24 protein-coding genes are annotated in these 25,847 nt (G+C 60.2%); 12 read left to right on the top strand and 12 right to left on the bottom strand.

The genetic code is table 11. The annotated features are described in order from the left end of the window. Nucleotides 1-83: 83 nt before the first annotated feature. Nucleotides 84-1,037 carry a class I SAM-dependent methyltransferase gene (locus D7241_RS18460; protein ID WP_408102746.1) on the top strand — a complete coding sequence of 318 codons (954 nt, stop codon included), beginning with the start codon at nt 84-86 and terminating at the stop codon, nt 1,035-1,037. 167 nt (nt 1,038-1,204) lie between these two features. After that, nucleotides 1,205-3,529 carry a PAS domain S-box protein gene (locus tag D7241_RS18455; RefSeq protein WP_408102961.1) on the top strand — a complete coding sequence of 775 codons (2,325 nt, stop codon included), beginning with the start codon at nt 1,205-1,207 and terminating at the stop codon, nt 3,527-3,529. Between the two features lie 161 nt (nt 3,530-3,690). Here D7241_RS18455 and D7241_RS18450 read toward each other — a convergent pair whose 3' ends face one another. The 7 genes from D7241_RS18450 to D7241_RS18420 all read right to left on the bottom strand — a co-directional run bounded on the left by D7241_RS18450 (nt 3,691) and on the right by D7241_RS18420 (nt 9,123). After that, nucleotides 3,691-4,497, bottom strand: a complete 807-nt coding sequence (locus D7241_RS18450) for an outer membrane protein OmpK (protein ID WP_408102745.1) — start codon at nt 4,495-4,497, stop codon at nt 3,691-3,693. 379 nt (nt 4,498-4,876) lie between these two features. After that, a complete protein-coding gene (locus tag D7241_RS18445) occupies nt 4,877-6,151 on the bottom strand; it encodes a hypothetical protein (RefSeq protein ID WP_408102744.1) in 1,275 nt (424 codons plus the stop codon). Nucleotides 6,152-6,202: 51 nt separating this feature from the next. Beyond that, nucleotides 6,203-6,679: a curli production assembly protein CsgB gene (locus D7241_RS18440; protein ID WP_408102743.1), complete on the bottom strand. Its 477-nt coding sequence runs from the start codon at nt 6,677-6,679 to the stop codon at nt 6,203-6,205. A 136-nt stretch (nt 6,680-6,815) separates the two neighbouring features. After that, nucleotides 6,816-7,652: a CsgG/HfaB family protein gene (locus tag D7241_RS18435; protein ID WP_255981584.1), complete on the bottom strand. Its 837-nt coding sequence runs from the start codon at nt 7,650-7,652 to the stop codon at nt 6,816-6,818. A 21-nt stretch (nt 7,653-7,673) separates the two neighbouring features. Then, entirely contained in the window at nt 7,674-8,096 is a 423-nt protein-coding gene (locus D7241_RS18430; protein ID WP_408102742.1) for a curli assembly protein CsgF, read from the bottom strand. Continuing rightward, nucleotides 8,093-8,476, bottom strand: a complete 384-nt coding sequence (gene csgE, locus D7241_RS18425) for a curli production assembly/transport protein CsgE (protein WP_408102741.1) — start codon at nt 8,474-8,476, stop codon at nt 8,093-8,095. Before csgE ends, D7241_RS18430 begins: the two co-directional genes overlap by 4 nt. Then, the gene (locus D7241_RS18420) at nt 8,473-9,123 is read right to left on the bottom strand and encodes a LuxR C-terminal-related transcriptional regulator (protein WP_408102740.1); all 651 of its coding nucleotides are present in this window, start codon (nt 9,121-9,123) and stop codon (nt 8,473-8,475) included. The genes csgE and D7241_RS18420 overlap by 4 nt, the downstream gene beginning before the upstream one ends. Nucleotides 9,124-9,361: 238 nt before the next feature. Between D7241_RS18420 and D7241_RS18415 the strand changes: the two genes are divergently transcribed. From D7241_RS18415 to D7241_RS18400, 4 genes are all read left to right on the top strand, one after another. Next, a complete protein-coding gene (locus D7241_RS18415; RefSeq protein WP_408102739.1) occupies nt 9,362-9,997 on the top strand; it encodes a LysE family translocator in 636 nt (211 codons plus the stop codon). An 87-nt stretch (nt 9,998-10,084) separates the two neighbouring features. Further along, a complete protein-coding gene (locus D7241_RS18410) occupies nt 10,085-10,549 on the top strand; it encodes a VOC family protein (RefSeq protein WP_255981594.1) in 465 nt (154 codons plus the stop codon). After that, on the top strand, nt 10,549-11,373 hold the full coding sequence (locus D7241_RS18405) for an aldo/keto reductase (protein ID WP_408102738.1): 825 nt from the start codon (nt 10,549-10,551) through the stop codon (nt 11,371-11,373). Before D7241_RS18410 ends, D7241_RS18405 begins: the two co-directional genes overlap by 1 nt. A gap of 81 nt (nt 11,374-11,454) precedes the next feature. After that, on the top strand, nt 11,455-12,426 hold the full coding sequence (locus D7241_RS18400; RefSeq protein WP_408102737.1) for an SDR family oxidoreductase: 972 nt from the start codon (nt 11,455-11,457) through the stop codon (nt 12,424-12,426). Nucleotides 12,427-12,469: 43 nt separating this feature from the next. Here D7241_RS18400 and D7241_RS18395 read toward each other — a convergent pair whose 3' ends face one another. From D7241_RS18395 to D7241_RS18375, 5 genes are all read right to left on the bottom strand, one after another. Continuing rightward, a complete protein-coding gene (locus D7241_RS18395) occupies nt 12,470-13,345 on the bottom strand; it encodes a DUF6279 family lipoprotein (RefSeq protein ID WP_408102736.1) in 876 nt (291 codons plus the stop codon). 172 nt (nt 13,346-13,517) lie between these two features. Beyond that, a complete protein-coding gene (locus D7241_RS18390) occupies nt 13,518-14,051 on the bottom strand; it encodes a hypothetical protein (RefSeq protein WP_408102735.1) in 534 nt (177 codons plus the stop codon). Between the two features lie 79 nt (nt 14,052-14,130). Further along, nucleotides 14,131-14,892 carry a substrate-binding periplasmic protein gene (locus tag D7241_RS18385; protein ID WP_408102734.1) on the bottom strand — a complete coding sequence of 254 codons (762 nt, stop codon included), beginning with the start codon at nt 14,890-14,892 and terminating at the stop codon, nt 14,131-14,133. A gap of 137 nt (nt 14,893-15,029) precedes the next feature. Next, nucleotides 15,030-15,752 (bottom strand): RNA pseudouridine synthase, encoded by a 723-nt coding sequence (locus D7241_RS18380; RefSeq protein WP_408102733.1) that lies wholly within the window; start codon nt 15,750-15,752, stop codon nt 15,030-15,032. A 107-nt stretch (nt 15,753-15,859) separates the two neighbouring features. Continuing rightward, on the bottom strand, nt 15,860-16,039 hold the full coding sequence (locus D7241_RS18375) for a hypothetical protein (protein WP_025240851.1): 180 nt from the start codon (nt 16,037-16,039) through the stop codon (nt 15,860-15,862). A 282-nt stretch (nt 16,040-16,321) separates the two neighbouring features. Between D7241_RS18375 and D7241_RS18370 the strand changes: the two genes are divergently transcribed. The 6 genes from D7241_RS18370 (at nt 16,322) to D7241_RS18345 (ending at nt 25,755) form a co-directional block, all read left to right on the top strand. Then, nucleotides 16,322-18,661, top strand: coding sequence for a glucose/quinate/shikimate family membrane-bound PQQ-dependent dehydrogenase (locus D7241_RS18370; RefSeq protein WP_408102732.1), 2,340 nt, complete (start codon nt 16,322-16,324; stop codon nt 18,659-18,661). A gap of 136 nt (nt 18,662-18,797) precedes the next feature. Further along, entirely contained in the window at nt 18,798-19,634 is an 837-nt protein-coding gene (locus tag D7241_RS18365) for a S1 RNA-binding domain-containing protein (RefSeq protein WP_408102731.1), read from the top strand. Nucleotides 19,635-20,325: 691 nt separating this feature from the next. After that, nucleotides 20,326-21,483: an outer membrane beta-barrel protein gene (locus tag D7241_RS18360; RefSeq protein WP_408102730.1), complete on the top strand. Its 1,158-nt coding sequence runs from the start codon at nt 20,326-20,328 to the stop codon at nt 21,481-21,483. A 41-nt stretch (nt 21,484-21,524) separates the two neighbouring features. Next, on the top strand, nt 21,525-22,058 hold the full coding sequence (locus D7241_RS18355) for a polysaccharide biosynthesis/export family protein (RefSeq protein ID WP_408102729.1): 534 nt from the start codon (nt 21,525-21,527) through the stop codon (nt 22,056-22,058). Then, nucleotides 22,058-24,253 carry a GumC family protein gene (locus tag D7241_RS18350; protein ID WP_408102728.1) on the top strand — a complete coding sequence of 732 codons (2,196 nt, stop codon included), beginning with the start codon at nt 22,058-22,060 and terminating at the stop codon, nt 24,251-24,253. The genes D7241_RS18355 and D7241_RS18350 overlap by 1 nt, the downstream gene beginning before the upstream one ends. Before the next feature lie 155 nt (nt 24,254-24,408). Next, nucleotides 24,409-25,755 (top strand): UDP-glucose dehydrogenase family protein, encoded by a 1,347-nt coding sequence (locus D7241_RS18345; protein ID WP_408102727.1) that lies wholly within the window; start codon nt 24,409-24,411, stop codon nt 25,753-25,755. The last annotated feature ends 92 nt before the right edge of the window (nt 25,756-25,847 follow it).

Here is a 25,847-nt window from a genome sequence, read left to right as displayed (position 1 = left end):
ACCCAGCACGGCCGTCACGATCAGGCCCAGCAGGACCGGCGGTTCGCGTTTAGAATGCGAGCCTTTTCGAGATGACGTGATTCATGCAGCCCGAAGCCCTCGTAACCCTCCAGCAGCACCTCAGCCAAGCCCTGACGCAAGTGCCCGACGAAACCCGTCGGCTGTTCCACGGGCGTGGGCGCTGCTGGGCCGGGCTCGAGCACGTCACCGTGGATTGGCTGCAGGGTGTGGTGCTGGTTTCGCTGTTTCGCGAACCGGCTGCGGCGGAGCTCGATGCGTTGATCCAGACGCTGCTGACCTTGGCACAAGGTCCAGCCTGGAAGGCGAGCGGGGCGCACAGCTTGCTGCTGCAGCACCGTTACCTGCCAGATAGCAAAATGGAGCAATTGCTCGGCGAGCCGGTCGAGGAATGGCTGATCACCGAGAATGGCCTGCGCTACAAGCTCGATCTTGGCATCAAGCAGAACAACGGGCTGTTTCTCGACATGCGTTACGGCCGGGGTTGGGTCCAGCAGCAGGCGCGAGGCAAACGGGTGCTTAACCTGTTCGCCTATACCTGTGGTTTTTCGGTGGCGGCCATTGCCGGTGGTGCGGAACACGTGGTCAATCTGGATATGGCGAGGGCCGCGCTGAGCCGCGGGCGCGATAACCATCGGCTCAACGAACATGATCTGAGTAAGGTCAGCTTCCTCGGTCACGAGCTGTTCAAGTCGTGGGGCAAGGTCAAGAAGAGCGGGCCCTACGACTTGGTGATCATCGACCCGCCGTCGTTCCAAAAAGGTAGCTTCGCGCTGAGCCGGGACTATCAGAAAATCCTTCGTCGTCTGCCAGAGTTGCTGACCGCAACCGGCACGGTGCTGGCCTGCATCAACGACCCTGATACCGGGCCGGATTTTCTCGTCGAAGGCATGTCCGCCGAGGCGCCCGAATTGGTATTTCAGGAACGTCTGGAGAACCCGCCGGAATTCCCGGACATCAGCGCCGACAGTGGGTTGAAGGCCTTGGTATTCAGACGCGACGCGCTTCAGCTCAGGTAGGCGTGGAAAGGAGGTTACCCGGCGCTGCCAGCCGTCTACCGGGAGTTTCGCCAGCACATCGCCAGCAGTTAAAGTCGACGACATTAGCCTCCTGGCGGTTTCACCATTGTCATAAGCAACCTCCGCGGATCGTGGCGATCTGTAATTGATCAGTTGCAGGAGTCAAAATCATTCCCGATTCAGGGCAGCACATACAGGCAATCTTCGATGCCGCCGGCGACTGCGCCATGCTCACGACCGATCTCCAGGGTGTGGTTACTGCCTGGAGCGCCGGCGCCGAACGCCTCTTAGGCTGGACGGCAGAGCACATGCGCGGCAGAGCGTTCGATCACCTATTCAGTGATCTGAAGCGCGACGCGGGTCAGTTGCAGGCGCTTATGCAGCGCGCTTTGCTCGAAGGTAGAACCCAGCATGAACGCTGGTACATTCGCGCCGATAGCTCCCGCCTACGTTGTACGGGCACGCTGACGCCGCTACGCAGCGAGGGCCGCCACATCGGCTTTCTGAAAATCCTGCAGGACCGTACCGCCGTAGATGAGGCGGCGCGCCGCCTGGCTGAGAGCGACAGGCGCTATCGCACGCTGTTCGACGCGATCGATGCGGGCTTTTGCATTATCGAAATGAAATTCGATGCGCAAGGCAAACCGGTCGATTACCGCTTCATCGAAACCAACCCGGCATTCGAGCGCCATACCGGGCTTGTCGATGCGGTTGGTAAATGGATGCGAGACTTGGCGCCGACTCACGAGCAGCACTGGTTCGATATCTATGGCGAGGTGGCGCTGAGCCGCCGCGCGACGCGCTTCGAGAATAACGCCGAGGCTTTGCAGCGTTGGTATGACGTCCATGCGATGCCAGTGGGCGAGCCATCCGGGTACCGCGTAGCAATATTGTTCAATGATGTATCTGCGCGCCGCTCTGCCGAGCTCGCCCTGCAAGCGTTGACTACCTCTCTGCAAACGGAAGTCGCGGCCAGAACGCGGGATCGTAATCAGCTTTGGGAGCTTTCCACCGATGTGATGATTCGCTGTCGGTTCGACGGCACCATCATCGCCGTCAACCCGGCATGGGAGCAGTTGCTGGGCTGGAGCGAGGCCGAATTGCTCGGTGCCACAATCTCCGACTTCGTTCATCCTGACGACCTGGCCAGTACAGGAGAAACAGCGGACAACTCGGCGCAGGGGCAGTCCTTCCTGCATTTCGAAAACCGATATCGCAGCAAGGATGAAAGTTATCGCTGGCTCAGTTGGTCGTCACGGCCGGCTGACGGCGTGATCAATGCGGTCGGCCGTGACATCACTGCCGAAAAAGAGCAGGCCCAGGCGCTGGCGCGGGCTGAGGCGCAGTTGCGACAAAGTCAGAAAATGGAAGCCGTTGGCCAGCTCACCGGCGGCCTTGCGCATGACTTCAACAATCTGCTGACGGGGATTGGCGGCAGCTTGGAACTGTTGGAAAAGCGTATCGAGCAGGGGCGCGTCGAATCGCTGGCGAGCTATGTGACGGTGGCGCAGACCGCGACTCGGCGCGCCGCGGCGCTGACCCACCGTCTGCTGTCGTTCTCCCGTCGGCAGACACTTGATCCGATGACAACCGATGTCGGCGAACTGGTCGACGACTTGCGCGAATTGCTTAGCCGCACGGTGGGGCCTTCGGTCAAGCTTGAGACGGTAGTCGCCGGCACCCTTTGGCCGACGCTGATAGACCGTAATCAGCTGGAAAATGCCTTGCTCAACCTCGGTATCAATGCTCGTGATGCGATGCCCTCGGGCGGAACCTTGAACATTGAAACCAGCAACGTTGTGCTGGATGACACCGCCGCGCTGGAGCTCGACGTATCACCCGGTCAGTACGTGCGGGTATGCGTATCGGATACCGGCGTCGGTATGTCGAAGAATGTGGTGACGCAGGCATTCGATCCCTTCTTCACCACGAAACCATTGGGCATGGGCACCGGCTTGGGGTTGTCGATGGTCTACGGATTCACTCGGCAATCGGGTGGTCAGGTGAGCATTCAGTCCGAGCCCGGACATGGCACCAGCATCTGCCTGTACCTACCTCATGTGGCTTTGAACAGTGTGTCCAGCGAGATCCAGGCAAACCACAGTGCATCGCTGCAGACGAGCGGCAGCGGTGAGACGATATTGGTGGTCGACGACGAGCCGGCCGTGCGCATGCTGGTGGTGGAGATTCTCGAAGAGCTGGGCTATCGGGTGCTGGCGGCTAGCGATGGCACCGAGGGCCTGCGCATTCTTCAAAGCGGCGAGGCGATAGCGTTGTTGATTACCGATGTCGGTTTGCCGGGTGGTATGAATGGCCGTCAGTTGGCCGATGCGGCCCGTCAGCACGATCCAGGGCTAAACGTTCTGTTCATTACCGGCTACGCGGAAAGCGTGGTGATGCGAAACGGCCAACTGGAGCCGGGCATGCGCATCGTGACCAAGCCATTTTCGATCGACACGTTGGCGGCACGTATTGATGAGCTGCGCAATTGATGCTGAGTCGGTTCGATAGGTTTTTTAGCCGCTCAGACTGGCGCGGGCTGTTGTCTACTAACGGCAGCAGCCCGCTCCCTGATGGGGTGTAGCCCAGTGGTCCGCGGAGTTGGGTCGCACCTGTGTAGCCCGACCCATCTATAAGCTACTGGTATGCGCCGTCAGAAGTGCGCTTTGACTATGAAGTTGGTTACGTTGTTATCGGTGTTGAAGCCGTCGCTGTCTTCGATACCGTACTTGTCCGTCCAGTAGTCGTACTCGATACCGACGTAGAGCTTGCCTGGCGTGTAATCCAGTGCCTTGCCCAGGTCGTACTTGATCTGTGGGTTTATGTGCAGATTCTTGGCGACGAAATCGCCCTTGGACTTAGAGCCGGCGTCGTTCACCACCCAATCGATGAAGCCGTCGAAGAGGATGTCGGACTTGCCCACCGGGAAGGTCATGGCCCAGGTTGGGGTGATCTGCCATTGGCCGCTGGCCTGGCCGGTAATGCCATCCGGCTTGCGGTAATAGGTGTTGATCGCCAAACGATCGAAGCCAGGTACCGCGAGGTCGACAGCGGGGCCGAGCAGATAGTTGCGATTGCGCCCCTCGCCACGCTCATAGGTGGCCGAAAGCAGCACATCGGTAACCGGCCCGAAGGAGAGATCTTGGCCGGTGATCTTGCCCAGCGACAGGCGCGGGCTGAATTCACCGTAATAGGTTCGCCCATCATTGCCCGAATGACCGTTGAACCACTTGTGATCGACGAACAGGAACATGTCGCCCCAGGTCCAGCCGCTGGCGTGTTCGAAAGTGATGGTTTGCTGAATGTCGGCTTCGCGCCCGTCCTCGCCTGAATCGACGGAGAAATTCTTGCCGTAGAGGTAGGTCAGGCTATTGTTCTGCCAAAGCATCGGGGCGGCCATGGTTTGACCGCCAAGGGCCAGACCGGCTGCAAGAATGGCGGTGGAGAGGCTGCGTTTCATCGGTGTGCTCCTTGGTTGCAGTTGCGACTGCTTATATGGGCTTTGTCCAAACGGGCACGCGTTGCGCTCAAAGCAGCGACGCGCCAGTCGATCAAGGGCAGCGGAAATATCACAGAAAGCTTTTTATTTCATCGTTTTGTGAGCGAGCAACGTTCCGCGCAGCGGTATTGATCGAGGCGGTGATACCAAGGAGGCATAACTGCCCGGAGTTGGCGCGCTTCAACTCAGAGGTCGGTCACGACGAATACGGAAGATGCTTGAGTCCACGGGCGCAGCTAGTCGGCCAGTGCGGCGGCTGTCAGGACGGCGCAGCGCTGTTCGCTGCTGCGAAGAACGAAACTGCCGGCGCAGGGCCGGCAGTCTCGAGGGGTTGCGGGGATCAGTGTTGGGTGACGATCGCCATGTTGTTGAAGCCTGCCTGGCTGATCAACGCGTTGTTGCCCATACCGCTTTGCACCACCAGAGCCTCGTGGCCGGTGCCGTTCTGGGTAACCGTCGCCAGATGGCTTTCGCCGTACTGAGACAGGGTCGCCACGTTGTCGACACCGGTCTGGTTGACGTCGGCCAGGTTGAAATCGCCGTCCTGGACGATATCGACATCGTTGCCAGCGATGTTGCTGGAGCCGGTGATGCGGTTGCCTTCACCTTCCTGCACGGCGCTGAGTGTGTTGAAGATGCCCGACTGATTGAAGTTCAGCTCGTTGTTCTTGCCCTGCTGATCAACGGTGGCGTCGTTGTATTCGCCGTCCTGAATAACCGTGGCGACCTGATGGCGACCATCCTGATCGAGCACTGCCACGTTGCCGAAGCCGTACTGATTGGCCGTGGCGGTATTGCCATTGCCACGCTGGGCTACGTCGGCGTAGTTCTCGTCGCCCTGCTGATAGACGAAAGCGTTCTGGTGGCTGCCGCGCTGATCCACGTTCAGGTTGTTGTAGTCGCCACTCGAGTAGGTGTAAGCCTCTTGGCTGGCACCGGTTTGGCGAACGTATGCATCGTTGAGATTGCCGATCTGCTCGACTTCGGCGACCGAGCCAGCACTCCAGTTTTGAACGATCTCTGCGGCGTTTTCGTTGCCTTGCTGATCGATCATGGCGCGGTCGTTGGAGCTGAGCGACTGGCTGATGCTGGCGTCGTTGAGGTTGCCGTCCTGGTACAGCTCGGTCTTGCTACCGTAAACCGCCGCTTGATAGCTGGACGCATAGTTGTGGCTGCCATGCTGCTTGGTGACCGCGTCAGCGCCGTAGGTGCCGACTTGATCGGTTTCGGCGGTGTTGGCGTATCCATGCTGGCGCTGTTTGGCGCTGCTGTCCAAGGTGCCGGTCTGGCTGATGTTGGCATCGTTGCCCTTGCCGTACTGCCATTGCTCCGAGCTGCTCTGTACCGCCAACGTCTGGTTGGCGCTCGCCTGATTGAAATTGGCGGTCTGGGTCTGCAAGGCTGACGAGGAGTCCGAGCCGTTCTGCTCGATCATCGCGTCGTTGCCCCAGCCGCTCTGCACCTGCTTGGCCATGTTCGAACTGCCGAAGCTTTGCTCTACCTGGGCGAGGTTATCGATGCCGTTCTGGCGTTGTTCGGATGTGTGCTCAGCGGCGAAAGCCTGAGCAGTGGCGACAGTCAGGATGGCAGCTACAAGGGGTTTGATCTTGAACATTATTGTCTCTCCATGGAATGTTTTTTCAGCGGTACTTCCTGGTGCTTTGCTTCAGCGGTACTGGCGAACCAGTACGCTCAGACCCTGGCCGTTCTGCGTGACGCTACTGCGATGCCCGGTGCCGGTCTGTTCGATCAGCGCGTTGTTGTACGCGCCGTATTGTTCGATCCGGGCCTGGTTGTAGGCGCCTGATTGAACAATCAATCCCTGGTTGTGGCTGCCGTGCTGCGCGATGGTTGCCTCGTGCGCATAGCCGCTCTGGAGAATGAAGGCTTCCAGGGCGCTGCCGGTTTGGGTGATGTCGCTGGTCAGGCTGTCCCCGGCCTGGGCGATGAGGGCGAGATTGCCATGTGCGGCGCTGACGTCTGGCCGGGACGATGCAATCGAATGATCCCGGCTCGAGGCGATTTCGCTGGGTGCCAGGTCGAGTGAGGTCGAAAGACCGGCGGCCTGAAGGGCGGGGCTGGTTACCGCTGCGAGGATCAGCGGCAACAACGCTTTGCGAGCAATCCTTTGCGCGTGGTTCATCAGTCGTCCCTGGTTGAATCGCGGTAGGTCATCCTGTCCTAAACCGCGATCCGGCAAATCCATCGAACGGTTGAACCGTTGCGTTTGTTTTAGGGTCTACTCCCGTTTTCACGGCTTCGATGAAACGGCACAGCTGCTAAATCTTGGTCGGCGTGACTAGATATTTCGCCAGTTCGGCCTCGACCGCGGGTGTGTTGTCGGCGGTTTGCCAGAGCCGGCGATCGACACCCTGGGCGATCAGGTGCGCTACCGCCGCTTCGATTGCCGACAGCACGCAGAGCTGCGCCGGCTCATTTGTGGTGTACCCGGCCTCGGCTTCGAGTAGTTCCTTGAACTCGATGAACTTGTAAACGTTGGCGTTGCGCCCGATGGAATAGATGGTCTTGGTGGTCATCACATTGGAAAGCACCTGGCCACTGCGCACGTCGATGGCGCGCAAATTTACCGTGACCTGATCGACCCGGTATTCCTGCGAGACGCCGATGCCCAGATAGCGCGCACCCAGCCCGCCGCTGCGCACATTGGTTTCGTAGGCGACGATGGCGCCTTCCATGATGATGTTGGCGGCCAGCAGCGATGGCAGTTCCGACTGAATGTTCGGTGCCACGTCCGGCTTGGCCTGGGAGGCGCGGATGATCTTGCGCTCGGTCAGCACGTTCTGCAGGCCCTCGCGCTCCAGCACGATGAACCAGCCGCTGGCCTGCATGGCATCGACCAGCATGCTCGCCGCGCCCTGAGTGACGGCGGTGGAAAAGGAGCTGGCCGGGCTTGGCTTGTATTGCCCGGTCTGGTCGCGGAAGCCATAAACGGCGGCCACCAGTGGGCCTTTGGGGCGGGGCAGTTGCAGCAAGTCCTGGTAAGTCGAGGCGCGGGGTGTAAGGGTGGGTTGTTCCTGGTCTGCGGACATCGGTTCGCGCACTGCGCAGCCCTGCAGAACGGCCATCATCCCGATGGCTACGAATAGGCTTCTCATGGCCTTTGCTCTCCTTGGATATTACTGAACGGCGCCGAGGCCATTGACGATGACTTCCGACACTTCACCGGTCAGCCGATCGGTGATTTGTACGGTCAGGTTGCCGGAATCATTGATGATGTTGACGATGAAGTCGTCGGTGGTCAGCGTGCCTTCGTTACCGGTGCCGATGTCGCCCAGCAGATCGGAAAGCAGGCGTGATTCCAGCTGACTGGTAAAACGGTCGAGCGCCGAGGTGCCGGTCAGCGAAGATCGATCGATCGCGTCCGGGTCCTTGGTGTCGTTCTGGGCCTGGGCGTTGCCCAATAGCCAGGCGCCGTTCAGTGGACTGCCGCCAAAAGACGGGTTCACCGGCGTATAGACCAGTTCAGTTGCCGTAACGCCGGAGCTGAGCAATAGCCCGGCCAGGAGAATGCCGGTGGTTTTTTGTTGTAGCCGGTTCATAACTCATCCTTCGCAAGATCAATGGTGTCTTCGAACATTGCTTCAACTTTCTTACGGTTTATCTCTTGCAGTACGACATCCGCCGCGTCATAGGCGGTTTGCTCAATATCTCCGATATTCGGTTGCAAGAAGCGACGGTAGAGCGGCTGGTTGTCCTGCTCGACCCAGACCAGAATGCCCCAGCGCGCCGATGGCCTTTCCTTGATCGCCAGGTTGAAATCCAACGAGCTGGTGTCGTTCAGGCGCTCGCAAAACTTGCGGTAGAACTCCTGACCTGAACGGGAAACGGTGTTGTTGGTGATAAAGCCCTTGAGCTCTGCTTCTTCGGCATATGCCTGAAAGCCCAAAAGCAGCATCAGGCACAGGCACGCGGCCTTCATATGCCAGCCTCGCTCACGTGCCCCAGGACCAGTGACGCACCTTGCGCGCGGTTGGACGCGCCCAGCTTGCTCAGCGCGTTGTGGATGTGACTCTTGATGGTATGAGTGCTCAGGTGCAGGCGATCGGCGATTTCCGAGTTGGACAAGCCCTTGCCTGCGAGCGCGAGGATCTGCTTTTCACGCACCGATAAGTCATCGATGGCGCGCGACGCATGGGTCAGCTGGCGATAGCGACCAAGCAGTTTTTCCATCAAGGCACGAGGCAGCCAGTCGCCACCGTCGAGCATGACGCTGACGCCGCGGCTGAAATTACCGCGACTGGTGCACGGGTAGAACACGCCCTTGATCCAGGGGTGCAGCTCCAGCAATCGTCGTGCCTGTTCCGGTTGCGCATTGACCAGCGCAGTGGGCGTATCGCGCAGTTGCCGAAGTATGCGCAGGCAATCTTCATCCTGAAAGCTGCCGACATCGACCAGCGTTAGATTCGCGTCGTTCAAACCAAAGCGGAGCGTATTGCTACGAGTTAGGCGCAGTTGTGGATAATCGACTAAATATTGATGGAGGGAGTTGTCCAGCAATTCGCTGTTGGACAACAGAACGAGACGAGCGGATGAGGCGACGAGCGCCGAGCGGGCTTCATCGATCATGTGCATTTCCTTTGCTGTGAATGGCTAAACGGGCAGCGCCCGCGATCCTTGCCGCGGTATGGCGCTTTGACATTACAGAGATCAAGGTAGTTCAGTGGAGTGACAATAAAAAGTCGGATATTGCGAACGGCGACAGCTTTCCGACGAAATGCATCTTTGTACGGAAAAGGCGAAGCTGGAAAGCGACCATTCGCTCAACTACATTCAAGGTTTTTCTTCGGGGCGAATCGAGGCTGAGATGTCGGATCCTACGTTCTGGTTAGTGTTTTTTTCAGCCGCGCTGGCGTTGAATCTGTCGCCTGGGCCCGATCTGCTGTTCGTTCTTTCACGCACCCTGTCCGGTGGGCGGCGTGTCGGCGTGGCTTCGGCGTGCGGTGTGTGCAGCGGCGCGCTGGTCCATGTCTCTGCGGCTGCCTTGGGCATCTCGGCGGTTCTGGCGACTTCGGCGCTGGCGTTTGCCGTGGTCAAATATGTTGGCGCGGCCTATCTCCTTTATCTCGGCATACAGGCGTTACGATCTGCCGGAGCCGGCATGCAGCTCGACGCCAGGACGGCACCACGGACGACGGCCTGGCAGGCCTATCGCCAGGGGATTCTGGTGGACATTCTCAATCCGAAGGCGGCGATCTTCTTCATGGCATTCCTGCCGCAGTTCGTGCGTCCCGACGAGGGCGCGGTAGCGCTGCAGTTGCTGGTGCTGGGCGTCCTGGTGGTGCTGGTAGCGATCGTCGTCGAATGCAGCCTGGCGCTGCTGGCGGCTCGGGCCAGCTCGGCGCTGCGCGGCAACCTCCGCTTGTGTCAATGGCTCGATCGTGTCCTCGGGTCGGTGTTGATCGGGCTGGGAATTCGCCTCGGGCTTGCCGAACGCGCGTAGGCACGGGAACGTCGGGCGCGGGGTCGGTCTGAATGCTATGCGGTGCGTTTTTTCTACTGTGCATCCGCAGCAACCGAAGGAGTTTTCATGTCCCTGTATAGCAAGAACACCACGTCCAACCTGATTCCCTGTCTGCGTTATCGCGACGTCCCCGCGGCGCTTGATTGGCTGTGCAGGGTGTTTGATTTCGAGCAGCAGCGGGTGATCGAGGACGCGCAGGTGGGCGTCATTCATGCCCAGCTCAGTTTCGGCAGCGGCATGCTGATGCTGGGGCCAGTGTCCGATTCGGAGTACGGGCGCCAGGTCAGGCAGCCTGACGAGGTCGGCGGCGTCTCCACACAAAGCATCTATGTCATCGTCAACAGTGCCGATGCCCTCTATACCAAGGCCAAAGCCGCCGGCGCCGAGATCGTCATCGAATTGAAGGATGAGGATTACGGTGGCCGGGGCTTCAGCTGTCGCGATCTGGAAGGGCATCTCTGGAATTTCGGCACCTACGATCCCTGGGCCGAGCCGGTAGCCGAGCAGAATGCACCGCGGAGGAATGGTTGATGCGGACTCTGAAGCTGGCCGATGGCAGCGCTGTACCAGTGATCGGGCAGGGCACCTGGCATATGGGCGAGAACCCGGCCGAGCGCAGCAATGAGGTCGCTGCGTTGCGCCTTGGTATCGAGCTGGGCATGACCCTCATCGATACGGCCGAGATGTACGGCGAGGGCGGCGCGGAAGAAGTGGTTGGCGAGGCGATTCGTAATCGCCGCGATCAAGTCTTTCTGGTCAGCAAGGTCTACCCGCACAACGCCAGCCGCAAGGGTGTGCCTGAAGCGTGCGAGCGCAGCCTGCGCCGGCTGGGCACTGAATGTATCGATCTGTACTTGTTGCACTGGCGTGGCCAGTACCCATTGGCGGAAACCGTAGAAGCCTTCGAGCGGCTCAAGGCGCAGGGCAAGATCCGCCGCTGGGGTGTGTCGAATTTCGATCTGGATGACATGCACGAACTGGATGCACCCGCATGCGCGACCAATCAGGTGCTCTACAATCCCGGCGAACGCGGTATCGAATTCGATCTGTTGCCCTGGTGCCACGCGCAGGGCATGCCGGTCATGGCTTATTGTCCGCTGGGGCAGGGCGGCGCTCTGCTACGCCATCCAGCCATCGTCAACGTGGCGCGCCGGCATGGTGCGCAGCCCGCTCAGGTAGCGCTGGCCTGGGCCTTGCGCCAACCCAACGTGCTGGCGATACCGAAATCGTCGAGCCCGGCCCACCTGCGCACCAATGCGTCCGCCGCAGAGCTGCAGTTGACAGCAGAGGACCTGAGCATCCTCGACGACGCCTTCCCGCCGCCCGCTCGCCGCCAGCCGTTGCAAATGGTCTGAAGACCATCCTTCGGTTGGTGGGGAATGTTTGCCCCGGCGAGGCTGTCAGCTATGAACGACAGCGAACCCGGAGAAGCGAGCATGAGTGGAACCAAACTCGACGGTGCGGTGGTGGTTATCACCGGCGCATCCAGCGGTATAGGTCGCGCCACCGCACAGGCCTTCGCGCGCCAGCGAGCCCGTGTTGTCTTGGCCGCGCGCGACGACGAAGCACTGCAGGAGGCCGCCGAGGAATGCCGAGCGCTCGGCGCCGAGGCATTGGTGGTGCCGACCGACATGACGCTCAGCGACTCCGTGGAGCAACTGGCCAATGCCGCCGCCGAATTCGGTCAGGGCCGCATCGACGTCTGGATCAATAATGCCGGCGTCGGGGCGGTGGGCGCGTTCGACGAGACGCCCTTGGATGCCCACGAGCAGGTCGTACAGACCGATCTGATTGGCTATCTGCGAGGCGCGCATGTGGTGTTGCCTTACTTCAAACAACAGAACGGCGGCGTGCTGATCAATACCCTGTCTGTCGGCAGCTGGGTACCACAGCCATTTGCGGTGGCTTATTCGGCCAGCAAATTCGGCCTGCGCGGGTTTTCCCATGCGCTGCGCGGTGAGCTTGCGCGGTGGCCTGGGATTCACGTGTGCGATGTCTATCCTTCCGTGGTCGATACGCCCGGATTCCGCGACGGCGGCAATTATGCCGGGCGTTCGCTGCAGCCACCGCCACCGCTCTGCGATCCCCGCCAAGTCGCCGATGCTATGGTCAGCCTGGCGTTGCATCCGCGGCACACCACCTCGGTGGGCGTGACGGCAACCTTGCTGCGCTTCGCTCACTTCATCACGCCGTGTTTCGATCAGCTGTCGGGGCTGTTTACCGGTGCCGCGCTACGTCGCGCCGAACGGGTGGCGCCTTCTTCAGGCAATTTGTTCCATCCGCCGCTGGGTCAGCGGCGGATCGATGGCGGCTGGCGCCATGGTAATCACCAGCAACGCACCTTACTGGTCGCTGGTGGTATCGCGGCAGGTGTGGTCGGCTTGTTGCTCTGTTGTCGAAAAAAGTAATTCGATTCGGCCAGCCGTCATGCCCTCGATCCGCATGGCGGCTTTAGCGGGACGCAGGCAGACAGTCGAGCGAGCCCAGATCCTTACGCATTTCTTCTAGCTGCTCGTCGATGTGGCGTCGCTGGCCGGCATCGGACATCGCGTAGAGGTCGCCGATCAGCTCGATGGTCGCCTGTTCGGTGCTGGTGAAGGCGGCTCGGTATTCGTCCGTCCAGAAGGATTCGCGATCTTGCAGCAGCCGCGCAATACGCTCTTCAAAGCCTGCCTCGTGGCGCTTGGTAAGGGCGTCGCTTAGCGCCTGCTGCCAGTGCACCCGATTCCCCAGCCAGAGTCGATTCTGCTCGCCGAGCGTGTGTGACCATTCGAAGATACGCTGTCGCTGGGCCGCGCTGGTGCTGCCCATCCAGTGCTCGACCCGCTCCTGCATGCGCTCGGATCGTTCGCGGATTTGCTGTGCCAGCGGTGGCTCCAGGTATTTTTCTTCGCGTTCGCGACGATCATCATCGAGCGATTCATTGAGCTCGCGCACCTGCTTGTCATCGAGATCGCTCAACAGCTGTGCCGTGGTCGGGGTTATCTCGATGGCGATGGCCTGGATCGCCTGCTTCGCGTCCTGAGCGTGAGCACGCAATGCGGCCTCGTCGAGCTGGCCCAGACGGACCTGGAGCTGCATGCGTTCGATGGCGTCGAGGTAGCTTGGCAGTTGTGTACGGCAGTGCCAGCTGAGATGCTCGCGCAGCCGCTCCCGGAAGCGGTTTTGCTGGTCGCGGTTCATATCCAGGTAATCGTTCAGCGACCAGGGGATCAGCAGGTTCAGGTTGCGATAGGCGAGGTTTATTCGACTGCAGCCGGCCAGTACCGCTGTGACGACCATCAGCAACAGCAATGCCTTGCAGCCAAGCGCCTGACGGATCTGCATCGGAGCCCTCGTTGTCATTCGCCGAAACGGATTTGTCGCCTGTTCAGTAGAGCAGCAGGCGCCGTGGCAGTTCGAGGCGAAACAGCAACGGCTTGTTTCGCGAGAAAAACGTCGGCCTTGTGGTGCGGTAATGGATGAAGAAGAGGAACCCAAGAAGACTCGGTGATCGAAGTCACAAGCACTGGCTAGGGCACGGGAGGATGCGTTCGGGCAACGGCGGTGGCGGCTCGATGAGCTGGGAAACCAGCTCCAGCGCTTTTTCGAAGGAGGGGTAGCCGCTCTGTGCAACGTCCAGCTCGGCGTAGGCCTGGCGGTACTCGTCGGCCTTGTCTGTGTTCCGGTCTGCCACTAGATAGGGCTCCTGGTAAATCTTGTAAAGCAGCGCCACGGCGTGCGGGTGGCCTTTTTTCCTGGCTTGTTCCAGCAACCGCAGCACCTCCGATTGCTGCGGGCCCTGACGGATCAGCAGCAATGCCTGATAGAACTCGGTCTCGCCACGCTCATCCAGGCGGGCGCTGCGATCGAGCAATGCGTGGGCGAGCTCGTAGCCGTCTTCGTCGCCGACGGAGATGAGGATCTTCGCCTGCAACAGGTCGTTCTGGTAGAGCAGCCGCTCCGCGCGGCAAGCGCTGCCAGGTTGATCGCATGACTGTGAGGCGCAGCCGCCTAAGGCCATGAACAATCCGATCACCAGTGCGTTCTTCATCGCTGCCTTGTTCTCTTGATGATTTATATGTGTCAGCGCGACTTCTGACCTGCGCGTTTCGTTTCTGTTCAGCTCTGCTTCATGGCTCGGTAGCGATAGGCTTGAGGCCGTAGTGGAACAGTAGGATTTGCCACTCTGGATTGTCTGGGAGGGATTTGAGCATTCCGTCGAGGTAATCGGTAACAGCTGCGCCAAGCGTGTCGGTAAACAGTAAGTGCCGTGCGAACTGATACAGGGGAACCGCCGAAATATACAGTTCGCCCAAATTCTGCTCCTTGCGGTAGTAGAGCAGGGTGGAGCGTGGGATCAGCAAGGTATTGATGCGCCCGGAGAGGAGCTTCTGGATATTTTGCAGGTCGGTCTGGACATTCTGGCGCTTGATCGCGCCGCTAGCGATATCCTCTTCGAGTCCCTGATAGCGATGACCGAGCACGCCGCCCAGAACGAGACCGTGCAGCGATTCGGGTCCTGCATATTCGAAGGGCGCATCGGGTAGCGAGACGAAATCCTGCTGATCGACCAATAACGGTTCCGACCACTTGGCGTTTGCAGTCTGAGCGGCGGTGAAGAAGCTCGGCGTAGCCCAGAGCAGGACGCCGGGGCGCTTTCGGGCGAGGCGGACGTCCACGCGTTTGCGCGGCAGTTCCACCAACTCAAAGCGAAAACGGTCGCGGTTGGCCGGATCGCGATTGAGCAGTTCGACGAATGCATGCGAAAGGCCCCGAGCATTTTCGAGAACGAAAGGGGGCGAAAAATGATAGGTCCATACCTCGACGCGATGCTGCGCTGCGCAGATCGAAGGCAATAGAACGAGCACAAGCACCAGAACGAGTCTCTGCATGGCGCACCTATCGTCGGAGTGGTGAAGCGGCCGGCCCAGGGCTTGGTGATGCGGCCCGCGATGGCTTTTGTCTGTTCGACAATGAGCAAGCATAGCCGACCGGCCGTATGGCGCGAGCAGCCGGACAGGGGCAAGCCTTAGAAGCGTTCGTGCTCGCCGAGAAAGCGCCACTCGCCGACCGGCAGTTTGGCCATCGACAGACGTCCGATGCGGATGCGTTTGCAGCTGAGCATCTGTAGGCCGATGGCTTCGCAGAGCTGACGTAGATCGCCGGCTTGTGGTGCCTTGATAACGATGCGCAGACGGGTTTCGTTCTGCCAGCTGGCCTTGGCTCTCGGCAGGACTCTGCCACGGTGCCCGATGCCTTTGGCCAGCAATGCCAGGCCGCCTTCCTCGGGCTCGCCAGCGACTTCCACAATGTATTCCTGTTCGAGCTTGTCGCGTGGGTCGGCGAGCTTGCGGATTACCTCGCGCTGTTGGCTGAAGATCACCAGGCCACTCGCATCCGCCTCCAGCGGCAGCAAAGCGGTCTGGCGCGCGTGGTGCCGCTCGCGTGGTCTAAGACGAGCATCATCGCCTGTCCAGTGACTCGCCCGTGCAAGCTGTAGCTGGGCGTCGGTCGGATCCGCAGCGGTAGGCTCGCCGGCTGGCTTGTGCAATAGCAGCGTGACTGGCGGCACTTCGGTCGCGGTAGCGCCTGGCAGCAGTTCGATTCGCTGATTGTCGACCTTGAAATAAGGGGCTTCGATGATTTTCCCGTCGACGCTGACCCAGCCACCTTCGATATACAGCTCGGCTTCGCGCCGGGAACAGCCGAGCTGCTCGGCGAGGCGTTTGGACAAGCGTATCGGGTCGGCCATGGATATCTCGGATGTCGCGGGAGGGAAACCTGGCGAGCCACTGCGGTACTGCAATGACAGCGGAAGCTCGCTTATCGGTTAGGTGTTGCGGGTTACTTCTTAGCTATTTATTTCTTACTGATGGTGATCTGCCGCGATGGGCCTTGAGTCTGGCCGCTGACCCCGTTAGGAATCTTCTGGACTTCGCCACCGGCCTTCAGAAAGGCAGCCATCTGGGCGGCTAAAGACTGGCTGGTTTCGCTGGCGGGTTCTGGTTTGCGTTTGGCGGATGTGGTCTTGGAGGCCATCGTCATCTGGTTCCTTTGGTCAGTCGAACCGGACATTATACAGATCTGGCTAATTTTTGTTCGATTTTTCCGCGGGCGGCAGTTTGCGGAAGCGGTTATGCGGCACGTAATTTAGGCTGGCACTGATTTAGCTCCATATGGGGAGCATTCTCGCCGACCGCCGGTCAACTGCTATGCCGGTCGATTCTCGGAATCGCTGGCACCCATCTGGGTGCTGCAGGAGATGTTCGCTACGAGCTCGTTTCGCCATCCCCGTAGCCTGACAAACGCAAAGGAGGGAGAGTGGCGGTCGTCATCAGTGCAATCCTGTGCATCATCATCGGTCTGGCGCTTGCAGTTGGCGGCTGGAAAGTCATCGATCTTGGCGGTACCTGGTATTTCGCGGTCCTTGCGGTGGGCTTTTTGCTGACCGGCGTGCTGCTACTGGCCAAGCGCCGCTCTGCGCTCTGGGTTTACGCATTGGTCATGCTCGGCGCACTGGGCTGGGCGATCTACGAGGTGGGCTTCGACTGGTGGCAACTGGCACCGCGCGGCAGCATCATCGCTCCGCTGGGGTTGTGGTTGCTCACTCCTTGGATTGCTCAACGACTGGGTTGGCAGCATTTCGGCGCTCGCGCCTGGGGCGGTAGCGCGATCCCACTGATGATTGCAGTGGCGCTTTGGGGCGCAACCGCCTTGCACGCGATCACCACCGACAGCCACGACATCAAGGGCATGCTGCCGCAACCCCTGGCCGCCGCGCCTGCCGCTCAGGCGAATACCGCTGACAATGTGCCGGAAGGCGAATGGCATGCCTACGGACGTACTCAGCATGGCACCCGGTATTCGCCACTCGCGCAGATCACGCCGAGCAACGTCGATCGCCTGGAAGAGGTCTGGCATTACCACACCGGTGATCTGCGTCGCCCCGACGATCCCAACGAAACCACGTACGAAGTCACACCGCTGAAGATCGATGACAGCCTCTACATCTGCACGCCGCACAACTTCGTCATAGCGCTCGATGCCGAGACGGGCCAGGAGCGCTGGCGTTTCGACCCGCAGGTTCCGGATTCGACCAACCGGCAGCACTTGACCTGCCGTGGGCTTTCGTACCATGCCAGCGAAACGCCCATAGGCGAGTCCTGCCAGCAGCGGTTGTTCATGCCGACCGCCGACGCACGACTGATCGCGCTGGATGCCAAGACCGGCCAGGTCTGCCCGGCATTCGGCAATAACGGTACGGTAAATCTCTGGGCGAACATGCCGCATGTAAAGGAGGGTTTCTACTACTCCACATCGCCGCCTGTGGTCGCCAACGATCTGGTTATCGTCGGCGGTGCGGTTAACGACAACGTTTCGATCAACGAGCCCTCCGGTGTTATTCGCGCCTATGACGTGATCACGGGTGAATTGAAGTGGAACTGGGACCCGGGCAATCCGGAGCAGACCGAGCCGATCGCCGAGGGCGAAACCTACAGCGAGAGCACGCCGAACAGCTGGAGCATCTCCAGCGCTGATGAAGAGTTGGGGCTGATTTACGTGCCGCTGGGCAATCAGGTGCCCGATCAGTGGGGCGGCAATCGCAGCGAGAACAGTGAGCGCTTTTCGTCTTCTATCGTTGCGCTCGATCTCGATACCGGCGAGCTGCGCTGGGTATTCCAGACCGTGCATCACGATCTTTGGGATATGGATGTGCCGGCACAGCCGAGTCTGGTCGATATCGACACGGAAAACGGGCCGGTGCCGGCGCTGGTCGCCCCAACCAAGCAGGGCGACATCTACGTGCTGGATCGTCGGACCGGCGAGCCGGTTCTGCCAGTCCGCGAAGTGCCAGCGCCGCAGGGTGCCGCCGAGGGCGACTGGGCGGCGCCTACCCAACCGGCCTCGGCGCTGTCCTACGAGCCGCCGATTCTGCAAGGCAAGGACCTTTGGGGCGCGACCTTCATCGATCAGATGATGTGTCACATCCAGTTCCACTCACTTCGCTACGAGGGTCGCTATACGCCGCCGTCCACCCAGGGTTCGCTCATTCATCCAGGCAATTTCGGTGTGTTCAACTGGGGCGGGATTGCGATCGATCCGGTGAGACAGATGGTGTTCAGCACGCCCGCTTATCTGCCGTTCACATCAACGCTGATCCCCCGCGAGAATGATCAGGACACCTATGTTTCCAATAAAGAGCCGTATCTCAACGAGAACTTCGGCGCGCCCTTTGCAGTCGAGTTGAAACCCTTCGTTTCACCCATCGGCCTGCCCTGTATCGCGCCGCCGTGGGGCTATGTGGCTGGCGCCGATCTGCGCACCGGCAAGACTCACTGGATGCGCAAGAACGGCACCGTACGTGACCGCGCGCCGATACCTCTGCCATTCAAAATGGGCGTGCCGAGCCTCGGCGGGCCGATGCTTACGGCCGGTGGCGTGGCCTTTCTCAGCGGCACGCTGGATTACTACTTGCGCGCTTACGACGTCACCACCGGTAAGCAGTTGGGCGAATGGCGGCTGCCGGCCGGTGGCCAGTCGACGCCTATAACCTACCTGAGCCGTTCGGGGCGACAGATGGTGGTCGTGGTTGCGGGCGGCCACGGCTCCCTTGGGACCAAGGCTGGAGACTCGGTCATCGCCTATGCCTTGCCGCAATAGCCGCTACCCGAGCAGGCCAGACCATGACTGCGTCTGGCCTTGATAACGACATGGTGTGATTCGACCGGCCGCGTTGGCGCTCTTGCGTCCTACGGGCCTGCTAGAATCGCCGCCTTCGACTCACAGGACTCGTCACATGGCCGCAATCGGGCGCTTCAACAGCCTTCAGATCGTCAAGCACACCGGTTTCGGCCTCTATCTCGATGGCGGTCCGGATGGCGAGATTCTTCTGCCCAATCGCTATATTCCGAAGAACGTGCCCACCGAAGTCGAAGACTGGCTGAACGTATTCATCTACCTCGACAGCGATGACAAGCTCATTGCGACCACTGAGAAACCCAAGGTTCAGGTCGGAGAGTTCGCCAGCCTCAAGGTGGCTGAGATCAATCGAGTCGGGCTCTTCCTCGACTGGGGCCTGCCCAAGGATCTCCTGCTGCCTCATTCCGAGGAAAAGCGCCCGCTGAACGAAGGCGACTATTGTGTCGTCCACGTCTATCTCGATAAGCACACACGACGCATCACCGCCACCGCGCGGCTGGACCGCTACCTCGACAAAACCCCGCCTCGTTACAAGGTCGGCGAGGCGGTGGATCTGCTCGTGGTGGAGCCGACCGAACTCGGCCACAAGGCGATCATCAACGGCAAGCATTGGGGTCTGATCCATAAGAACGAGGCGTTCAAGTTCCTGCGCGGCGGCATTCGCGAAAAGGGCTACATCAAGGAAATCCGTGCTGACGGCAAAATCAGTCTCAGTCTTCAGCCGGTGGGCAGTGAGGCCGGCGATGCCTTACAGGCACTGATTCTGCAGAAGCTGCAAGAAAGCCAGGGCAGCCTGCCAGTCAGTGACAAGACCGCGGCCGACGAGATTGCGCGTCTGTTCGGCGTCAGCAAAGGCAACTTCAAGAAGGCCATCGGCGGTCTCTACAAGCAGGGCCGAATCGTCATTCATCCGGATCGCATCGAGCGCACCTGATCCTGCCAAAGCGGGGCTAGACAGGCTGTGTGAAATTACTGCGCTCGGTTAGGCTGCGTTAAAAACAGGCTCGGATGCGAGCCCAGTCGGAATGCTCATTTACAGCTCGTAACTCGAGTGCGAGCCCAGTCCGCTTCCTCGCCTGTTTTTGTGGGGACGCCTAGTTCTTGCCTAACCTTCGCTCGCTACGTTTTCACACGGCCTGTAGAGATGGCGCTCGCTACTTTCCTCTACCGCCGGTCGCACCCGCGCCACGCGTTGCCGTGCTCGCTATCGGACAGCGTCTCTAAATCCAGCTCTTGTGCTGGTTTGCGGCGTATCGGTCGGTTCTCGTCCGGCAAGGCTTCGGCGTATCACCGCTCGTCCTATGAGCACCACTGATGTAACGAAGGCGGAACTCGCGCCGCTCGATCTGCTGATCAGAGCTGCATGCGGCTTTGTTTGTTCGATGGCTGGCCGCTGTTCACTACCGCTGCAGGGCCCATTCCCTGGGGCGGTAGCGTGCCTGAAGCGGTGGACGCGGCTCCAGCCACGAAACGCTTTGACACGTTATCGAGCTCACCGCTCATTAATTCTGCAACTGTCGGGGATATCTGCGGTCTGTTGCGTGTCTATGCCTCCTCACATCAGCCAGGCGTCGCGGTCGGAGTCGAGGCATGAACAATAATTTATCTCCGAGAAGGGATTCCAAATGAGGAAGATCACGCTTCCAGGTGTATCGCTACTGTGCCTTGCGGCCACCAACAGCTGGGCCGCTAGCGATCCACAGGATATTCGCATTGGTGGTTTCGAATTCACCCCGACGTTGGTCGTGCGCGAGAGCTATGACGACAACTACCGCGGACTGGCGGATAACGAGCAAGCGTCCTGGGTAACGGGTATTAACCCGACCTTCCTGCTCGGAACGGGCAATCGCAACAGCGAATACGAACTCGAGTACTCCTTCAACAGCGATATCTTTCATTCGGATTCCGAAGCCAGCAATACCGATCACCATCTGCAGCTCAGAAGCGTCATGGAATTCACCTCACGCCATCGTTTGAGCTGGGGCCTTGCCTACCACCGCGTGGAGGAAACTGCCGATACCGAGGCTGAAACCGAGAACGACAAGTACAGCAGGGCCATTGCCCGTGCTGCCTACCGTTTTGGTGCCCAGAGCGCTCGTAATCAGCTGGAGTTCGGCACCAACTACGAGCAGCGTCGTTATCACAACAGCGACAATCTCAACGCCTCCGAAGAACGCGACAGCCTGATGTTGAATTCCATCTGGTATCACCGCCTCGGTTCACGTACCCGCTCGCTGGTAGAGGTACGACACACCGACCATGAATACAAGCTCGCCAGTGCGCTGCGCGACAGCACCAACATGGCACTGCTCGGTGGTGCTACCTGGGAGGCGACGTCGAAGACCTCCGGCATGTTCAAGCTCGGCGCCGAGCGCAAGGACTTCGACAGCGACCAGCGAGAGGATTTCACCAGCCCCATGTGGGAGGTCGGCGTCACCTGGAAGCCGCGCACCTACTCGGCGTTCAATCTGACCTCGCGGCGTGCCTTCGATGAAGGCGACGACGGCGCTAGCACCATCAATGACTGGACCACCTTGGCTACTTGGGACCACGAATGGACCTCTCGGATTGCGACGGAATTGCTCTACCGCTTTTCGGATCGAGAGTACGAAGGAATCAATCGGGACGATGAACGCACCGGCTACGGTGCTGGCGTGACCTGGTCACCGGACCGCTGGGTCGACGTGACTCTGTCCTACCTCAGAACGGAAAACGACTCCAGCCTGAGCTCCGAAACCTATGACCGAAACGTTTACCTGCTGAGTTTCGACCTGAGCCTTTGACGCCGGGTAGAGCGTAATCAGTACCTAAGGAGAAGCCGACCATGTTCATGCCGAACACCTTCAAATACTTATCGCTGCTGTTGCTGCTGGCTTTCAGCGTCGGTGCCAATGCCGCCCAATATCAGCTGGGCTCGGGCGATGTGATCAGCGTCAGCGTTCATGGCGAGCCTGATCTGTCCTTCGAAGAAATACGCCTGACCGACGCCGGCACTTTTACCTTTCCCTTTATTGGCGAGGTGGACGCCGACGGCAAAACGTCCGGTGAAGTACGCAACCTGCTGGTGGAAAAGCTCAAGGATGGTTACCTGATCGACCCCCGTGTATCTGTGTCGGTGGTCAGTTACCGCGAGTTCTACATTGCCGGTGAGGTCAAGCTGCCTGGCGGTTATCCCTATCAGCCTGGGCTCACCCTGGACCGGGCAATCGCCTTGGCTGGTGGTCTGACCGAGCGTGCGTCGACCAAACGTATGACCATTGTGCGGGGCTCCGAAGGTAGCCGCGCCGAAGAGGAAGCCACTATGAATACCCGGGTCCGTCCTGGCGATACGATCAACATCGACGAAGGATTCTTTTGATGAACAGCCCAGTTCGCCCGGACCGACCATGGCAGCGCCCAGTCGGCGCAGTCGATAGCGACTTCATAGACATGAAAAAAATCTGGCATGCGATCTGGTCGCGCAAGTGGGGCATCGCCCTGCTGGTAGGGATCGTCGCCGTGCTGATGGTTATCCTGGTGTCGCGGATGACGCCAATCTATAAAGCCGTCGCATCGGTGCTGATCGAGACGAAGGGCACGCCGGTACTGTCGTTCCAGCCTGCAAGCGATTCTCCTGTCGAACTCAGCGAATACCTGCAGACCCAGCTCAGCTTGATGCAGAGCCGTGGCGTCGCGGAGCGTGTGGTACGTGACCTGAACCTGACCGAGCATCCCGAGTTCGATCCGCGCCAACAGCCCGGCCCGCTGATCGATTTCGCTGGCATCGTCGATACGCTGACCGGCGACGAGCCCGAGCCGCTCACCGAAGCGCAAATCATGGATTACGCCACTCAGGTATTCATGGAGCGTACATCCGTTTGGGTCGAGGGCAAGAGCCAGCTGGTCTATCTGTCGGTTTCCATGGCAGATCGCCTGACCGCTGCGCAAGCCACCAATCAACTGGCCCAGGCTTACATCGAGGCTCAGTTGGAGGCGAAGGTCGACATGTCGATGACTGCTGCCAGCTGGATGAATGACCGTCTGGTCTCCCTGCGGGAAAATCTACAGGCCTCCGAAGACCGCCTCCAGGCCTATCTGGACGCCGAAGGATTGGTCGATCTGGATGGCGTCGGCACCATCAGCGCCAACGAGCTGTCTCTGACTGGCGACCGGATGATCGACGCCCGCCGTGAGCGTGCCGAGGCTGAAAGCCAGTACCGTCAGGTCGAGTCCATGCGTAGCCAGGGCTGGGAGCGTCTGGCCAGCGTACCGGCGGTGCTCGGTCATCCACTGATCCAGCAATTCAAGGCCGATCAGGCACATGCCCGTTCGCGCGTCGAAGATCTCTCGCGTCGCTACGGTGATCGCCACCCTGGAATGGTTTCCGCGCGTTCCGATCTGAACGCGGCAACTGCCAGTCTGCGTCAGCAGGTCGAGCAGGTGGTGGCGAGCATCGAGCGCAACTATCAACTGGCCGTGGCCAACGAGAACTCGCTGCGCGCCTCGTTCGACGAGAACAAGGACCGCATCCAAGACATTTCCCGCAAGGAATTCAAGGTGCGTGATCTGCAGCGCGAGGTCGAAAGCGACCGCGCGCTGTACGACACCTTTATGACCCGCCTGCAGGAAACCACTGCGACTTCGGACCTGAGTTCCACCAATGCCCGTGTGGTCGACCCGGCCATTCCGCCGGCTGAGCCCAGCGCGCCGAACACCAAGTTGATCCTGGTGGTGGCGTTGTTCCTGGCGTTGGTACTCGGCATTGCGCAGGCGATCATCCGCGAAATTCTCGACAACACCTTCAAGAGTTCCGAAGAAGTCGAGACCAAGCTGAACCTGCCGGTGATGGGCATCGTCCCGCAGGTGCCGCGCAAGCTGCGCAAGGAAGTCAGCCACCTGTTCGAGCGCAGCGGGGACAAACGCTTCTGCGAAGCCGTGCGAACCATTCGTACCAACCTGCTGCTGAGCGAAGCCGGTCAACCGCGACAGGTACTGGTGATCACCTCCACCGCGCCGGGCGAGGGCAAGAGTTCGGTTTCGGCCAACCTCGCGTTCGCTGTCGGTCAGTTGCATCGCGTTCTGCTGATTGACGCCGACCTACGCCGCGCGACGCTGGACAAAACATTCGATCTCAAGCCGGGGGCACCCGGTCTGGTGAACCTGATCGGTGGCAATGCCAAGCTCGAGGAGTGCATCCAGACGGTCGGTAACGTCGACATGATCGCAGCCGGTGCGGCGCCATCCAACCCGCTGGAACTGCTGTCCTCGCCGCGTTTCGCCAAACTTCTTGAGGTCCTCAAGGGCCGTTATGACCGAATCATCATCGACTCGCCGCCGAGCCAGGCGGTCAGCGATGCGGCCGTGTTGTCGACCCTCGCCGACGCGGTGATCTACGTGGTCAAGTCCGACAGCACCTTGATCCCACATGTACAGAAGGGTGTGAGTCAGCTGCAGAACAGCAGCGCGCCGGTTGCCGGTGTCGTGCTCAACCATGTCGATATCGAAAAAGCCAAGAAGAACGGTCAGTTCCGTGGCTACTACGACCATTACGGATACAGCGAGCAGACGGTCTAGCCCGCCTCGCCGATCCATCGCCCGGTCAGGTCCCGCCAGCGTGCGGCCCTGGCCCGGTTTGGACGTCTGCCCAGCAAGCGAATTGCGCCACCGGCCACCGAAAGGGTCGCGCCGAGGCACGCCTGTATCAATGTTTTTGAATCGAGGATCCTGCTATGAACATCACCGTCGTTGGAAGCGGCTACGTGGGGCTGGTTACCGGTGCCTGCATCGCTGAAATGGGCAACACGGTCTACTGCGTCGATGTCGACAAGACCAAGATCGACAACCTGAAGCAGGGCATTCTGCCGATCTACGAGCCTGGCCTCGAAGAAATCGTCACCGAGAACCATGCGTCCGGACGTCTGCACTTCACCACTTCGCTGGGCGAGGCGGTCGAACAATCGGAAGTGTTCTTCATCGCCGTCGGCACGCCGCCCGGTGAAGACGGCTCGGCCGACCTGCGCTACGTGCTGGAAGTCGCGCGGCAGATCGGTGATACGCTGACCGGCCCGGCGATTGTCGTGAACAAGTCCACTGTGCCGGTGGGCACGGCAGATCTGGTTCGTGCGGCGGTGGCCGAGCGCCTCGAAGCCCGTGGGGTCGACATCGAATTTTCTGTCGTGTCGAACCCGGAATTCCTCAAGGAAGGCGCTGCGGTCAACGACTTCATGCACCCGGACCGCATCGTCATCGGCGCCGACAACGAGCACGCCCGCCAGGTAATGAGCGCCCTCTACGCGCCCTTTATCCGCAATCGCCCACGCACTATGTTCATGGGCATTCGCGACGCGGAAATGACCAAGTACGCCGCCAACGCCATGCTGGCGACCAAGATCTCCTTCATGAACGAGATCGCCAGCCTTTGCGAGCGCCTCGACGTCGACGTCGAGAACGTGCGCCTGGGTATCGGCTCGGACGAGCGCATCGGCTATCACTTCATCTATGCCGGCTGCGGCTACGGTGGCTCCTGCTTCCCGAAGGACATCAAGGCGCTGATCAACATCGCCCACCAGAACGACTTCGAGCCCAAGCTGCTACAGGCCGTCGAGGCTCGAAACGATCAGCAGAAACACTCGCTGTTCAACAAGATTTCCACGCACTTCAACGGCGATCTCAGCGGTCGCACCTTTGCCGTCTGGGGGCTGGCGTTCAAGCCCGGCACCGATGACATGCGTGAGGCGCCGAGCATCGTGCTGATCAACAGCCTGATCAATGCCGGCGCCAAGGTTCGCGCCTTCGATCCGGTGGCCCGCGAGACCGCCCGCAGCGAGTTCCCGGAAGCCTGGTTCGCCGATGGCCGTTTGCAGATCGTCGAAGGCCAGTACGAGGCCGCCATCGATGCCGACGCACTGTGCCTGGTGACCGAATGGAAGCCGTTCCGCCGTCCGGACTTCCGCGCCTTGAAGCGTCTTCTGAACACCCCACTGATCATTGACGGACGTAACCAGTACGACCGCGAACAGGTCAAGCGCGAAGGTTTCGGCTATTACGGCGTCGGCCGTCAGCCGGTTCAGGCCTGAGCGGGAATCGAGTGAGCGCCATCGATCAGCCCAGCGCCCGGCACGGCTCTTCCTTGTTCAGGGAAAGGCTGGCAGCGCTGTTGCACGGAAGC

This window comes from Stutzerimonas sp. VN223-3, assembly GCF_045999685.1.
GTDB classification, from domain to species: Bacteria; Pseudomonadota; Gammaproteobacteria; order Pseudomonadales; family Pseudomonadaceae; genus Stutzerimonas; species Stutzerimonas stutzeri_AR.
Note: the sequence above shows the minus strand (reverse complement) of the source record. Positions and strands in the feature narration are given on the sequence as shown.